The sequence below is a fragment of the Cohnella faecalis genome (assembly GCF_003570905.1).
GTDB lineage: Bacteria > Bacillota > Bacilli > Paenibacillales > Paenibacillaceae > Cohnella > Cohnella faecalis.
The window spans coordinates 62,429-77,538 of sequence record NZ_QXJM01000039.1 but is presented as its reverse complement, the minus strand read 5'-3'; the positions used below and the strand labels follow the sequence as shown (position 1 = coordinate 77,538).

At 51.4% G+C, this 15,110-nt stretch carries 11 protein-coding genes; 3 read left to right on the top strand and 8 right to left on the bottom strand.

Annotation, left to right across the window (positions count from 1 at the left end):
- Positions 1-13: 13 nt before the first annotated feature.
- From D3H35_RS13250 to D3H35_RS13235, 3 genes are all read right to left on the bottom strand, one after another.
- Complete coding sequence (locus D3H35_RS13250) at positions 14-1,135, bottom strand: response regulator (RefSeq protein ID WP_158594097.1); 1,122 nt, start codon at positions 1,133-1,135, stop codon at positions 14-16.
- Entirely contained in the window at positions 1,132-2,880 is a 1,749-nt protein-coding gene (locus D3H35_RS13245) for a sensor histidine kinase (RefSeq protein ID WP_119149815.1), read from the bottom strand. The genes D3H35_RS13250 and D3H35_RS13245 overlap by 4 nt, the downstream gene beginning before the upstream one ends.
- A gap of 1,060 nt (positions 2,881-3,940) precedes the next feature.
- On the bottom strand, positions 3,941-5,410 hold the full coding sequence (locus D3H35_RS13235; protein ID WP_233567918.1) for a methyl-accepting chemotaxis protein: 1,470 nt from the start codon (positions 5,408-5,410) through the stop codon (positions 3,941-3,943).
- A 227-nt stretch (positions 5,411-5,637) separates the two neighbouring features.
- On the opposite strand from D3H35_RS13235, the gene D3H35_RS13230 reads away from it, so the two are divergent.
- Positions 5,638-8,037, top strand: coding sequence for a P-loop NTPase family protein (locus D3H35_RS13230; RefSeq protein WP_119149812.1), 2,400 nt, complete (start codon positions 5,638-5,640; stop codon positions 8,035-8,037).
- A gap of 39 nt (positions 8,038-8,076) precedes the next feature.
- On the opposite strand, the gene D3H35_RS13225 is transcribed toward D3H35_RS13230, so the two are convergent.
- Entirely contained in the window at positions 8,077-8,736 is a 660-nt protein-coding gene (locus D3H35_RS13225) for a hypothetical protein (protein ID WP_147355834.1), read from the bottom strand.
- A gap of 180 nt (positions 8,737-8,916) precedes the next feature.
- Between D3H35_RS13225 and D3H35_RS13220 the strand changes: the two genes are divergently transcribed.
- Positions 8,917-9,129, top strand: coding sequence for a hypothetical protein (locus D3H35_RS13220; protein WP_119149810.1), 213 nt, complete (start codon positions 8,917-8,919; stop codon positions 9,127-9,129).
- On the opposite strand, the gene D3H35_RS13215 is transcribed toward D3H35_RS13220, so the two are convergent.
- A complete protein-coding gene (locus tag D3H35_RS13215; RefSeq protein WP_233567917.1) occupies positions 9,126-9,824 on the bottom strand; it encodes a hypothetical protein in 699 nt (232 codons plus the stop codon). The genes D3H35_RS13220 and D3H35_RS13215 overlap by 4 nt on opposite strands.
- 267 nt (positions 9,825-10,091) lie before the next feature.
- On the opposite strand from D3H35_RS13215, the gene D3H35_RS13210 reads away from it, so the two are divergent.
- On the top strand, positions 10,092-13,109 hold the full coding sequence (locus D3H35_RS13210; RefSeq protein WP_378125290.1) for an ATP-binding protein: 3,018 nt from the start codon (positions 10,092-10,094) through the stop codon (positions 13,107-13,109).
- A gap of 31 nt (positions 13,110-13,140) precedes the next feature.
- Here D3H35_RS13210 and D3H35_RS13205 read toward each other — a convergent pair whose 3' ends face one another.
- From D3H35_RS13205 to D3H35_RS13195, 3 genes are all read right to left on the bottom strand, one after another.
- The gene (locus D3H35_RS13205; protein WP_119147777.1) at positions 13,141-13,518 is read right to left on the bottom strand and encodes a VOC family protein; all 378 of its coding nucleotides are present in this window, start codon (positions 13,516-13,518) and stop codon (positions 13,141-13,143) included.
- A gap of 98 nt (positions 13,519-13,616) precedes the next feature.
- Entirely contained in the window at positions 13,617-14,438 is an 822-nt protein-coding gene (locus tag D3H35_RS13200) for a response regulator transcription factor (RefSeq protein ID WP_119147780.1), read from the bottom strand.
- Positions 14,439-14,474: 36 nt separating this feature from the next.
- Positions 14,475-15,023: a nucleotidyltransferase family protein gene (locus tag D3H35_RS13195; RefSeq protein ID WP_233567742.1), complete on the bottom strand. Its 549-nt coding sequence runs from the start codon at positions 15,021-15,023 to the stop codon at positions 14,475-14,477.
- Between the last annotated feature and the right edge of the window lie 87 nt (positions 15,024-15,110).

Here is a 15,110-nt window from a genome sequence, read left to right as displayed (position 1 = left end):
AATCCCCTTCCGATCATGCGCCATCCGCCCGCAGCCACCCGGCAGACGGAATCGATATTGTGAGCAGCGTACCTTCCGGATCGCTAGTTGCAAATAAGCCCGCTCTGCCGCCCAGCTTGCCGACCCTCTCGCTCATTACGTACAGCCCCGTGCCCGAATCTGCGCCGTCATAGGGCTTACCGTTGTTCCACAGCTCGAAGCGCAGGTCTCCTCCCGCAGCCTCAAGACAGAAGCGGAATGTCTCGGCGCCGCCGTGTCGAACACCGTTCGTTATGCCCTCTTGCAGCGCGTTCAGCAGCGCCTTGATGAGAGCCGGATCGTCAATCGGCTGGGACAGCGATATGCGCCGCTCGACGGAAATACATACGGCCCGCTCGGCGCCCTGAAGGAACCGCTCGATCAGCGACGCCAGATCGTCCGGCTCCTCCTCGCCTGCATTCTGTTCCATCGTTAGAAGCTGTCCGAGCGTCTCCCTGATCTCGCCAAGACTCTGGTGCATGAACCGCTTGGACTGCTCCAGCCGCTCGATTCCCGCTTCGCGATCCAATTTTAGCTGCTTGCCGACCACCTCTAGCTGCACAATCATGGTCGTAAGCGTATACCCGACAATATCGTGGATATCGCCGACGATGCGGGCGCGCTCCGTTTCCGCCGCTTGCTCCGCTTCGGATCGCGCAGCCAGCAGCTCGGCTCTCATTCGCGGCAGCTCGATCCGGACCGTATCCCGAAGCCGCGAGGCTTCGGCAGTTTCCGCAAGCCGGGCCGCGCGGTTATTCATCACCCGGGTGACCGTATGCACAAGCTCTTCATGTCTTACCGGCTTCATCAGATATCCGGCAGCGCCCAGTTCGACGGCCTGTCGGGCATATTCGAATTCAGCATGTCCCGTCAGAAGCAAGCAATCCGTCTGCGGGTTGCTCGTCCCGATCTCGCGAATCAGCTCCAGCCCCGACATGACAGGCATTCTGATATCGGTAACGACGATATCGACGGACTCCCGACGCAGCCGCTCCAATGCTTCCGGGCCGGAATACGCCTGCAATACGCGGGTCACCCCGTGCTCGGACCAAGAGATCGTCGTCGCTAGATCCTCCACAATATGCCTATGATCGTCCACAATCATGAGTGTCGTCATACATGGCCTCCATTTCCATCCCCGGCTTCGTCCGATCGCTCCCGCCATCGCAGCGCTATGGTCAAGCCTCCCGAATCGGAGGAGGCCACCGTCATATCCGAGCCCTCTCCGAATTGATAGCGCAGCCGCCATTTGACATTCCACAGGCCGAAGCTGTCGCCGTCCGGGTCCGGCAGAGCCAGCTTCAGGTTCAGCAGCTCCAGCTCCTCCGAAGCCATGCCGACCCCGTCGTCCGAGACGGATAGACGGTACCACTCGCCGTCCGTCTCGCCGCTTATCCGGATATGTCCAGGCTCAAGCTTCTCCTCCAGCCCATGCACAATCGCATTCTCCACAAGCGGCTGAATTAGCAAGCGGGGAATACGGCAGCCGAGCATGCTATCCGGCAATTCGATCGTATGGCTGATCTTATCGAGCTGATCTTCCATGATGGACAGATAGGTGGTGACAAAAGCAAGCTCTTCTCCGAGCGTCGTCTCCATCTCGCTGTTGCGCGTTGTATAGCGGAAATAATCGGCCAGCTCGTGGCTCATGTGTACCGCCTGACTGGGCCGATTCATGTTCACCATGCTTATGATATAAGCCATGCTATTGTATAAGAAGTGCGGATTAATCTGTGACTGGAGCTGCTTCATCACGGCTTCCTTGGAGCGGATCTTCTCGCGATACACCTTCTCGACGAGATGCTGAATCTCCGCAGCCATATCGTTGAAACGGCTAACCAGCCGCTCGAAGTCGGGCCCCGTCCTCGACCGGACCCGCACCGAGAACTGCCCGTCCTTCAGCTTCTCGACGCTGCGCGTTAGCAGACGGATCGGCACCTGGACGTTGACATACAGGACGACGGCCACGGCAACCCCTAACAGAACAAGCAGTCCGACCGTTAAATAGAACTGCATGCGCGCCCTTGTGACTGGCGCAAGTATATCCTCCAGCGGTACGTATTCGACAAAGAACATGTCGGTCATCGCCGACCTGAAGGTATATACCAAATACTGCTTGCCGTTCAGCCGGATCGTGCTGCGCTCCTTCATCCGTGAATCGGCCGAAAGCCCGGAAGCCTCGATGATCCGACGTGCCATCGATGCGTCCGACGTTGTGCTCAGCACTACGTCGCCCTTGCTCGTAACGAGGAAAGGCTCGTTGATGCCCTTGGTCTTGAAGCTGTCCAGCTTGGCGACGATATTGTCTTCCATAAGCTCCACCTCGATAACGATCGAGGCTTCCTTCAGATCGGCATAGCCGGCGTAAGGATCGACGAAGTAGCGGGTGAAAGCCCGCTTCGAAATTCCGTTTACGACAACCGGACGCAATCGCCAGTTAGGGTCGATCTTCGCGGCCAGCGCAGCATCGTCGTAGACCGGCTGCTTATCGGAAGAGACCGCCAGACGGGACTGCGGGAAATACAGATTGATCCGATTCACCCATCGGGTAGACAAGCTGAACAGCCTGAGCTTGCGCTCGGCTCTCTGCATCAGTTCCGCATATTGGTAGCGGTCTGCCGGCACGGAGCCTCCGGCGAATTCCGCGAAGTCGGGGTCCGTCATAATGACGCCCGAGTAGCTGGAGAATTGCTCCAGCGTACCTTCAATCTCCTCCAGAAAATGCTCCAGCCTGCTTTCATTCGCAAGATCGATCTGCGACTTCACCAGATCGATACTCTGACGGTTGGAATGGGTGAAGAGGAGAATAACCGGAATCATCAGCATGGCGATAAGCAATATCATCTTCGTAATTAAATTCATAGTCCTCCGAAAAAAGGAAAGGTGCAGCCGAAGCCGCTACGGATAATATCGGTAAAAGAACGGCGCGGCGAAATAGAGGGAGATCGTTTCTATCCCTATTATACCGAATTTTACTATGTCTTTCGTATCGTATCGCTCGAATCGGGTACCATTAGGATGCATAAAAGAGAGCTCAACAGTGGGACGTGGTACCATACATTCGGCCGGAAGTGTGATCAAGAGCTCAACGGTGGGACGTGGTACCATACATTCGGCCGGAAGTGTGATCACGAGCTCAACAGTGGGACGTGGTACCATACATTCGGCCGGAAGTGTGATCACGAGCTCAACAGTGGGACGTGGTACCATACATTCGGCCGGAAGTGTGATCACGAGCTCAACGGTGGGACGTGGTACCATACATTCGGCCGGAAGTGTGATCACGAGCTCAACAGTGGGACGTGGTACCATCCATTCGGCCGGAAGTGTGATCACGAGCTCAACAGTGGGACGTGGTACCATACATTCGACCGGAAGTGTGATCAAGAGCTCAACAGTGGGACGTGGTACCATACATTCGGCCGGAAGTGTGATCAAGAGCTCAACAGTGGGACGTGGTACCATACATTCAGCGGGAAGTGTGATCAAGAGCTCAACAGTGGGACGTGGTACCATACATTCGGCCGGAAGTGTGATCACGAGCTCAACAGTAGGACGTGGTACCATACATTCGGCCGGAAGTGTGATCAAGAGCTCAACAGTGGGACGTGGTACCATACATTCGACCGGAAGTGTGATCAAGAGCTCAACAGTGGGGCGTGGTACCATACATTCGACCGGAAGTGTGATCAAGAGCTCAACAGTGGGGCGTGGTACCATACATTCGACCGGAAGTGTGATCAAGAGCTCAACAGTGGGACGTGGTACCATACATTCGGCCGGAAGTGTGAAAGCGGCAATGAACCAAAAACGAGCAATGGCGGTGCAGGGATAACCACCTTGCACCGCCATTTCCCTTTTTAGCGAGTTGAAGTCGAATAGACTGGGCGACCGCGAGCTGTTGCTGTCTATGAAGATAACTTTACGAGCTCTCGGCCGTCTTGCTCAGATCGGAGGCCAGCTTGTCCAATTGAAGGAAGCTGTCCTCAATCTCGGCGATTTGACTGTCCTGCGTCTGCATCGACACGGATATCTGCTCGATCGATGCTCTGTTTTCTTCCGTGATCGCCGAAATATTCGTTATCCGTCCGGCAATTTTGGCATATTGCTCCCGCAGCTCGTCGGCGGACCGATTCACTTGCTCGGCTTGTCGCTCCACCCGCCCCGAGTCCTCGGTCAGTGCATCCAGCGCTTCCGCCACACGGCCGGCGGCTTCTCTGCTCAAGGCCACCGTCTGCTGACCGCTGATTACTTGCTCGGAAGCTTCATCCGTCTTCCTGCGAATAGCGTCGAGAATGCGTTCGATCTGCTCGGTCGATTGCTGAGAGGTTTCCGCCAGCTTGCGCACTTCGTTCGAGACGACCGCAAACCCTTTGCCGTGCTCGCCCGCCCGAGCCGCTTCAATGGCGGCGTTCAACGCCAGCAGGTTCGTTTGCGTCGAGATATGCTTGATAGTGGCCACAATCTCGCCGACCTGCTTGCTCTGCTCGTTCAATTGCCGCATAAGAAGCACAGAACCATCGATAGTCTGTTCTAGCTGACTCATCTGGACTCCAAGCTTAAGCGCCTCCTCGCTGCCGATCCCCGTCAACCGTGCCGATTCGAGCGACAGCTTCCGCATCTCCGTCGAGCTCTTCGCCAGCTCCTCCACCGCTCCGTCTATGGAGCGAGACGATTCGCCGATCTCGGCAATATCGGACGCTTGATTCCGGCTGCTGGCGGCGATCTCCGTAAAGGCGGCGGTTACTTCTCTGGAAATTTCGCCGGTCGAAGTCATATTTTGCTTCAGATTGGCACTGAAGCCGTTGAGCGTATGCAGGGAGGCGGCGACTTTGGCTACGATGGACTGCGCCCGTGTTTTCTCCTCCAACGCATTCTCGCGGTCGTCTGCGGACGCGAGCTGCAAACGTTCGCTGAACTTCGCGGAAGCGAGCAGCGGCGCGGCAATCATGCCCAAATACAGAAAAATCGTCAGTGGCGCGTTGTCCGCGAACAGCTCGCTGCGATACGGACTGACAAATAGATAAGCGGACAGGCCGACCCCCAAGAAGGCGGAAAATGCGGTCGCCCGAAAGCTGCCGTACAACGTCATGATAGCCAGATTAACATAGACAAGGAAATAAGTCGTAATGATGGGGCCTGTCAAAATCAGAAGAGTAGTGAGCACCGTAATAATCGCGGAAATAATATACATCACGTAATCTTCCAACCAGCGCTTGTAGGTTAGCACCGTCGCCACCGTACAGGTGACCGAGCCGACCGCGACAAGAACGAGCACCGATTTTACCGGAGCTGCGGTTAACATATCAACCCCTATTCCCAAAATCAGCATGCCCCAGATGATTTTGACAAGCAGTTTATTTCGCCGGTACAGGGTGTTGTCGGACTTCACTAATCTCCATCCTTCCATTTTTATCTAAAATATAAGCCTATCATACCAAAGAACTTGGCGAGTTTCGCCCAGCAAGATGCCAAAAGTATATATTTATCTAAAAAAATCCCGGCTTTGGGCGCATCTAGAAACACCTAATTGAATTGAAGCAGAAGGAAACTTTGGCGTTTTTGTCGAATTGTGTGATATATCCGCTATTCATTCAGAGGCAAGGGAAGGGATTCAGCATGAAGAAGGAAGAGCTTGAGCCAGAATCTATCCATCTATTGCGCGAGCACGGGATTTCGTGGGATGGAACAAAAAGCGTCTATATGACGGCGCTTCATAAAAATTTCTACTTGAAAGAAGCCGAGCTGCGGTCGGACGCTGTTCTGAAAGAATTTTGCGATTTGATCGTTTATCTAAAGACTCATCCCGAATATGGAGTGAGCACGGACTGGGCATCGTCGGAGCTCAATCGGTATGTCTATATGAACAACAAGGAAGCGATGAAGACCGGCTTTCCTTCGACCATTGAAGCGCTGTCCCGTTTCTATGACGACAGCAGCATTATCCGATTCTATAAGGATCAAGGCGCCAAAGCTCCGACGATTATCGACCTCATAGGAACGACCGGGGCCGGAAAGACGACGTTCTGCCAGCAATTCGTCGACGATTCCAGCAAGGACCTGCTCAAATTGACCATTACCGACTCGGCAGAAAGCACGGTTATGCAGACCGATATTTTGATTTTGCAGCAGACGTCGAAGAAGATGTTCTTGCGCGCGAGAAGCAAGGCCGACATTATGAAGGATATCATGACCGTCGCGCTGGAGCTGGATTTGACGGCAAGCGGGGCGACCATCAAAGAGCTTGTCAAAAAAAACGCGGAAATCATCGACAAAGATATGATCGACAAGGTAAGCCACTTCTTCTCCACCGATGCGCTTGTCGGTAAATTCACGGCTTTTGCCGATCAGGTGCAGACAGCGTTCAAAGCAGACGCGGTGGGGGAAACCGCCCGGCTCAAATGGATCAAGGAGCATTCGGCTGACAGCGGCTTTGTCTATATCCTCGACGACGAGGTGGCGAACCGCTTCCCGACGTCGTATTTCTACGGCTATTTGCAGGAATACGACTTGGAAACGGACGCAGACTTCAACATCGTTAGGACTATTACCAATACCGAATTCAAGTATAGAAAAGAGGATTTGGAAGACTACCCCGAAATGGCCGACGCCGTATCCGACAGACTGCTGTTCGATCACGCCATTCTGGTGCTGCCTTGCAGCGCCGAAGCCCAGGACAAGCTCGAATACGATTTTCAGCAAGGAATCGTGTTCAGAGATTCGCAAGGCCATAAGCTGGACGAGCAGAACGGCATTGCCTCCGACTTCGAGGTTAAGAACAAAATTTTTCTCATTCCGATCGATACGGGCGGGTACTTGATCGACGACAGGTACAGCAACATATTCGAGCGAATTCTTATATCGGAACCGAAAAACAACGTATTCGTGTTGACCAAGGTCGATTTGAACACCACATATAAAAGATACAAAGATAGCCACTACTTGAAAAACAAAGATTTTAATCGAGTTTTCTCCGATAAAATCGCAAGAACCCATAACAAGCTAATAAGCACCTTCCAGAATCAGCAAGCCGCCAAGGACAACGGGGATGGGCAGTCCAAGTTCTATAAGGACGAGACGGCTCTCTTTACGAATTTTATGGCGTCCTTCAGCAATGCCTATTTATCTGAGATTGACGGGGATACTTTCGCCGCCGAAGGCCATAAAATCGCGTATGCCGGCCAAGCGCTGGAGGAGCTGGATCGCTCGAAGCTCGACATCGAGTATTTGGAATCGTGGTTCGATATTGTCGGGGGCATCATTAAGGAGAATAAGCTAACCTACCATGACAATATTGTAAGGATAGCGAATCCGGCCCCCAGTAAACGGCTCGATTTCGTCGAACGCTGCAAAGGAACCGTAAAGATCCTTATGGATTACTACATCTCCACCCAAAAATGGCAGGATGAAATCGATGGACAGCTTGCCGTCTTCAATGTGGATTTCCGAACCGTTTATCAAAAAGGGGATGTGTGGTACCGCTCCAACTTCATCAACGACGGGAACACTACGGCATCGAACTCCTATTTTAAAGATCTGACGCGCCAGATCGTAAAGGATATCAATTCATACGTTATTAAGGGCACGACGACCAACTACGTGAAGAGCAAGCTGCAAGAGCCTTTGACCGACTATTTGACGACTCTTTACTCCAGCAAGAAGGGCGACAGCGCCGTCGTACTGAACTCCCTCTCCAACAAAATCATTCAAAATTCCTTGGAGCGCGCAGCCAAGATCGCATACAAAGTATTCGACAGGAAAACGAAAGACCATTATTTCATGGACAACATTCGGGATATCTTCAAAGGGAGCGAGGAATACTTCACGAAGCCGAAAAAAATAACCCTTCGGGAAGTCGAGAGAGCCCGAAGAGCTTACAGTACCTACACCGAGCATTACGCCGGGATCTACGGCTATTTGCTGGCTCGGCATACGTACAATCTAGAAACTTACTTTTTGGCTATTTTCCAGACGGTTATCGAGAGCGAACTGCATGAACTGAATGAGAAGGTCAAATAACAAAGGCTGTGCTGTTATCGATAGGGATCTTAACCCCTGTCAATAACGGCACAGCCTTTCTTCATTGACAATGGCCTTCTTTTGAAAATCAACGAGCATAACAAAAAGGTTCGCCCTTAAAGATACGGGGGGAAAATCTTTTATATAATTGTAAGCTTCAAGCGATTCGACAGCGATCGTAAACTTGACGGAGGGGCTCATTTCCAACGTGGCAATCGTTCCGTAAAGGCGGTAAAGATAAGGATCTTTTATTACAGTAGACGATTTCAATTCAATATGCCATACGGTATAGTCGGCATTGTTCAGCTTTATTGTAAAGTCGGGAGTAAAACGCGCCCCTCTGCTTTTCTCAAAGCTCCATTCATAATCCTGCTGGTACAACTCGGAGAGAAGGATGTGCAAAAACTCTTTCTCCAGACGAGAACCGGTCTCTCTATCCGCATTGCCGTCTTCATTGACGTTGGCTTTGCCAATGTGACCCGCCGCCATCATCAGCTCATTATAGCTGACTCCGTTATGGGCGCCCTGCGCAAACTTATTTATCGTTTCCGGCGATGGGGGCGTACCGATCAGCCCTCTTATGAGCCGGGAAATATGCGCAGCGCTTATATCGATGTCCTGGGCATATTTATTAATAGATCTGTTGCCCTTGGCGGATTTCAATAAGTCGGCAAACCGCTCTACATCGAAGCTCATCATCTTTAATCTCCTTAGAACGACGATCTTGCTCTTCCGTTAACTAAAGTATACCACACCGCTTTTCTTGCAATCAATGATTCTCCCGATTCCGAGCATTTATTGTTGACTGTAGTTAACGGTCGTGTTATGATTCTGACAACCCTAAATCACACCTTATTGTCTGGATTGGAGATGCCCAAGATGAAGCTGAACAAAGCTGCCCTTATTCGTCATATGAACGAAAACTTCAATGGAAACTATGCCTGGTTGGCGTGGGAGCTCAAAATCGATGTTGCTTATGTATACGCGGTTCTTGTCAACGACAAGAAGTGCGGCGAGCTGTTCCTTAAGAGCATTATACGTTGGTGCGATGAGAATAATACGGATTTCAGAGAGTATATTTTTTTACCTTAATCGTTTACTACAGACAAAGATAATTGGTGTTTGAAGTAAACGGCCAACACAGACTCACCGCTCTCCCGTGATTGGGGCCGGGCTTGTCCAGACGATCTTTCAAATACCCAAATAAGCCCCCATACGGCCAGGCATGCGATGACCGCCATAATTGCGGAGCCGCCCGCATGCAGCAGCAACACGGGAACCCACACCATCCCGAGCGAGCGATGCACGGCGCGCATCCACTTGTTACGTACCTTTTTGATGAAGTAACCGTACCCTGCGAGCGTCAGCAAGATAGCAAAGCCCGCCAGACCCGTAAATATTTTGTCGTCATGAAGCTTCGTAATCAAGAAATAGATGCCGTGAGCAGAGATAAGAATAAGGGTAATCCACCCCATTAGCTCATGCATGGAGTGAAGAAGCTTGCCAGCTTGCCTTACCAACCTCGACGGCGACCTTAGCTTCTTCTTGAACCAGAACCAGGAGAAACCAGCCGCTCCGAAATAGAGGGCAATCGTACCTAAAGTCGTGAAATAGCCTCCATAGCGTTCGTTTCCATCTTCCGGCGGACGATGTCCCTCCCCTGCCAGCGGGCGCGGGCGAACCTCTCCCCCTCCATGCGCGGATGTCCAATAATAATAGACGACGAGAAGTGCAGCGATCGCCGCCGCGATCATAGCCGGAATCCAAACTTTTTTGTTTCTGCTCATAACAGCCTCCTGATATGAATAGGGATTTGCTGCCTGCCCTCATATTAATCCCAGTATAATAGCGAATTATTTATTTTTTATTAACAGCAGGGAATACACGCGGCTTATGTCGAAACTCTTAATATGATGCTAACAAAAAATAAGACCTCACTCCAAAATATAGCTGTCATTCTGCTATTTCTTAGCGCTCTCCTCGGCCTCCGTTGGGCTTGGTCCGAGGTTTTTTCTACTGCGGAGCATCCGGGCGCAGTCGCCGGCGTACTCGACATGCGCGGCTGGGACTTGGATGAATCCCCCACTGTTGCGCTGAATGGCGAATGGAAGTTCTACCCCGGAAAATTATTGACCCATCGGGATACGCCGCTGGCGGCGGATCAAGCCCGTAATATCCAGGTTCCGGGAGACTGGAGCGGCGCGCAGGCCGAAGACTCGGGTTCCTCGTACGGGTACGGCACCTATCAGCTGCGCATTCTAATCGAACCGCCGGACCAGCCTATCGCATTCTGGCTTCAAGGCATACAGGCCTCATCCTCCGTGGAAATTAACGGATTGGCCGCAGCCCAGACCGGCGAACCTGCCGCAGCCGCCAACGAGTACAAGCCCAAAAACATCTCTTACACCGCTTCCCACTCCGTTGAAGGCGCGACCGAGATTGAATTGCTTATTCGAGTGGCCAATTTCGACGATCCTTATAAAGGCGGCATTCTGAGCCCTATTCGCTTTGGCTCTCAGGCAGCGATTGACTACGTGCGCTGGTACTCTATCGGCTTTCAACTGGTATCGTTTGTTATTTTGCTGCTTCACGGTTTGTACGCTTCTATCCTCTGCTTATTCAACCCCGGAGAACGGACTTTGCTCTTTGTCGTTCTGTTGACGCTGGCGGTCGGGGTATCCGTTGTGGCCGGTCATGACAACCTGCTCATGCTATGGCTGCCGATCAATTACACGTGGGCGCTAAAGATCAGGCTGCTGTCCCTTCTGTGGCAAACCTTTTTTATTCTTCTTGTTTTCAGAAGGTTCTCTTCGGCGCCTCCGAAAAACAACTTGCTGCGAATTTACACGGTGTCGCTCATTGCTTTTTCAGGCCTGCTGCTTGTTGCACCCGCTCCGCTGGTAAATGGAATGTTCCATCTGGGAATATTTACGGTTTTCTACTTGTTTCCTTTTGCCTGGTTTATTTATATAGTAGGAACGATGATCTTCAAGAAGCAAACCGACAACGATAGCGTCTTCTTGATGCTGTCAGCTGCGGGCATTATGTGTAACTTTCTCTGGAGCTTATGGGATTCTATCATTAGAGAGGTTACCGCCGTTTATTACCCAATCGATATCATTGCAGCCATTGTCGGATTTTCGACCTACTGGTTTAAAAAATATTTCCGCAATGCCAGTGAAAACGCCAAGCTGAACGAACAGCTCCAAAAGGCGGATAAGCTGAAGGACCAATTTCTCGCCAATACGTCGCATGAGCTGAGAACGCCGCTGCACGGCATCATGAATATCGCCCAGAACGTTGTCGCCAAAGAAAAAGAGATGCTGAACGAGCGCAGCCTCAAGGATATGGAGCTGCTTATAACGATAAGCCGCCGTATGTCTCATATGCTTGGCGATCTTCTCGATGTCGCCCGCCTCCAGGAGCATCGCATCGTGCTGCAGCAAGAGCCCTTGCAGATTCAATCGACCGTTCCCGGTGTCATCGGCATGCTGAAGTATATGATGGAAAGCAAGCCTATCCAACTGAATATGGACATTGCGGAGTCGCTGCCGCCGGTAATGGCCGATGAGAAAAGGCTTGTGCAGATTTTATATAACTTATTGCATAACGCCCTCAAATACACCGAAGAAGGAACGATTTCCATCTCCGCCGAGACGCGGAACGGGCACGCCATCATCCATATTTCCGACACCGGAGTCGGCATGGACGACGAGACGCAGGAACGTATATTTCTCCCTTATGAGCAAGGATCTTACGGCATAAGCGATGGAAGAGGAATCGGACTTGGCTTGAGCATTTGCAAACAATTGATCGAATTGCACGGCGGCACCCTGACCGTTCGCTCGGAACCGGGTATGGGCTCCGTGTTCAGTTTCGAACTGCCATTAGCTGCCTCGTCCAGCTTCCCATTGTCGCAGCCGCCTCTTCAGCACCGCCAGTTAGCGAACGGAATGGAGAACGAGCCAGTAGGCTCGATTTTCTCATACGCAGCCATCGGCGAATTGGCCGCAGCAGCCTCGCTTGCCCCTCCATTGTTGAATACGGGGAAGGTGAATATCCTTGCCGTCGATGACGACCCCGTCAATCTGAACGTACTCGTTGGAATCCTGTCGTCGGGGCCATATACGATCACGACAGCCGGTTCGGCTCGCGAGGCTCTGGATTTGCTCGGCACCCAATCCTGGGATCTGCTGATTGCCGATGTCATGATGCCGCACATGTCCGGCTACGAGCTGACGCATAGAGTACGGAAGCACTACTCTGTATCGGAGCTCCCGGTCTTGCTGCTGACCGCGCGCAGTCAGCCCGCCGACATCTACGCCGGATTTCTGTCGGGAGCCAATGATTATGTGACCAAGCCCGTCGACGCCATGGAGCTGCAATACCGAATCAGGGCGTTGACCGCGATGAAGCAATCCATGGATGAGCGTCTGCGCATGGAAGCCGCCTATTTGCAAGCGCAAATCCATCCTCATTTTCTATTCAACACGCTTAATTCCATTATGGCGCTAAGCGATATTGACACGAAGAAGATGCGTCAACTGGGCGATGCCTTTACGTCCTTTTTGCGGATTAGCTTTCATTTTCTCAACACGGGGGAATTGGTCGAGCTTTCCCACGAGCTGGAGCTTGTCGAAGCCTATTTGTACATTGAAAAAGCGCGTTTCGAGGACAGGCTGTCCATCGTATGGGAGGTTGAACCCGATATTGGCTTGCTGCTCCCTCCGCTTTCGATCCAGCCGCTCATTGAGAATGCCGTCAAGCACGGTCTTCTTAGCCGGAGCAAAGGCGGTACGGTTAAGCTTCGGGTTATTCGCCAAGATGGCTTCACGCTTATTGAAGTCAAAGACGACGGCAAGGGGATGGAACAAGATCAGGTAGTTCAACTGCTCAGTGCGACCATGAAGGGCAAGGGCGGAATCGGGCTGTCCAATACGAACCGGCGATTGACGCAATTGTACGGTCAAGGCTTGTCCATTCGCAGCAAGCCGGATGAAGGAACAACCGTATCCTTCGTTATTCCGGACAGCCGAGCCGAAATGCAAAAGAAGCCGATTTCCTTCGTTTGAAGAAAACCGGCTTCTTTTCTATGAGCCGCATCTAAGCAAAGAGACTTATCAAATTGCCGTCGGGATCCTCCACGATCGCGTAACGTTGACCCCAGAAAGCATCCCATGGCTCGCGATGACCGCGATATCCGCGCTCCGTTATTCGATTGAACAGCTCGTCCACCGCTTCGCGGCTATCGCATAGGAATGCCAGCTCGATTCGATGCCCGGCGGGCTCTTCCCATCCGCCATAAATGTCTTTGATCATTTCCTGCGAGTCAAAAGCGAGTCTGAAGCCGTCTTGCGCAACCTCGACGTGCGGGGCATCGTTGGCGCTCTCCGGTATTTCCAAGCCCAGGACGCGGTAGAAATCCAACGCTTTTCTCATGTCCTTCACGACAATTCCGATCATATCGAATTTAATTCCCATGATTCTCAGCTCCTATAGTGAGGTTTGGCTTGTTCAGAGAGACATTCTATCACTACAATAACCTTTCCGTTGCCGTCATATATAGTAAAAAACGGACTTCAACCGTCGATTTTCCCCAACTGCTTGGGCAGCAGCCCGTAATAGCGCTTGAAGCTTTTTATAAAATGCGATTGATCGTAGTAGCCGTACTTCATAGCAATATCCGTAAAGCTTGAATGGACGCCGCTGTGAAGCTCCTGCAGCATGCTTTGAAATCGAACGATCCCTAGCATCTCCTTCGGGCTCATCCCCAATTCCCGGTCAAAGATTCTTCTTAGATGCCGTTCGCTAAAGCTAAGCTTTTCCGCCAACTCCGAGGGTGAAATACTACCCTTGAATGCGTACATATATTGCATGCTGGCGTGCAACAAAGAACTGGATGAAACGACGTTGCATGAAAACAAAAGGTTCAGTCTGCGTTCAACGATTTCAACGATCTCGGAGGCTGTATCCGCCGCGAGAATCTCTTCGACTATGAACAGCCCTTCCTCTCCCCAAATATCCTCCAGAAAGATCGGGCTTCCGATAAAGGCGGAGACGGGGAACTTCAAGACAGTCTGCGCCGATTCGATAAAAAAGCGGATGCCGAATGAGGATTGGGCTTCGGTAAGAGTCATGACTTCATACTGAGCCATCAGCCCTGCGACAAAGGCGGCCTTTCGGCAAGAAGGCGACCGGAGGTCGATAATGATGTCCACGCAGCCATCCGGCAGGATTCGATGCACTTGATTCCCATCGCCTGCATGAAAATCCATCGTCCAATAGCAAGCGACATGCGAAGCCAAGCTTTCCGACGGAGCATATTCCCGGTACTTATAACCGGAGTGCTGCAGATTCCTCTGAAACCTGGGCGACTGAATAGGCTGATAGCCGCTGCGCATCCTCAGGACACCTCCCCATTCAACAGGATGAACTATTCAAAGTACGTGAACGATTGTTAACTTATACCATTGCGCTTCCCACTTCTTTTTCATCACTCTTTCTTCGTATGCCTTTCCCTTTGCATCCACATTATCAATGATGTACTGCGTAGGTCTCACAACCAAATGAATCAGATCTTCTATCCCGCTGGGAGCAGTTAAGACCAAATTATCCTCGCTGTCTAAATGAACTCCCACAGCGGTAGCCGTCTCAGTAAATTTAGAAATAGCTTCTGTTGACGATCTATAGGGGCTGTCTCCATTCCTTATGTGCATCCTGGCTTGATTTTTAACTGACCATGGAACATCTGGTTTGATAGTCCGCAAGGATTGTTCCATATTCTTTTCATCCATCCAATCCGTATTATCAGCATCAAAGTAAACGACATCAACATCTTGAAGCGGTGTTCTTTTTTCAAATCCATGCAGAGCATCCCAAACCTTCGAACGTACAAAGCCCGCACAGACCCAACAGTCAGGCAAACTCAGAGATTGTACCGCCCTAAGCAAGTCCATCATCCATTCGTCTTTTTTAATCAAATCCATAATATCCTGTTCTGTTTGTATACCATACATTTATTACACCTCGATTTCGAACTATACTAGTATGCAGCAGGATCTGGAATATTATTG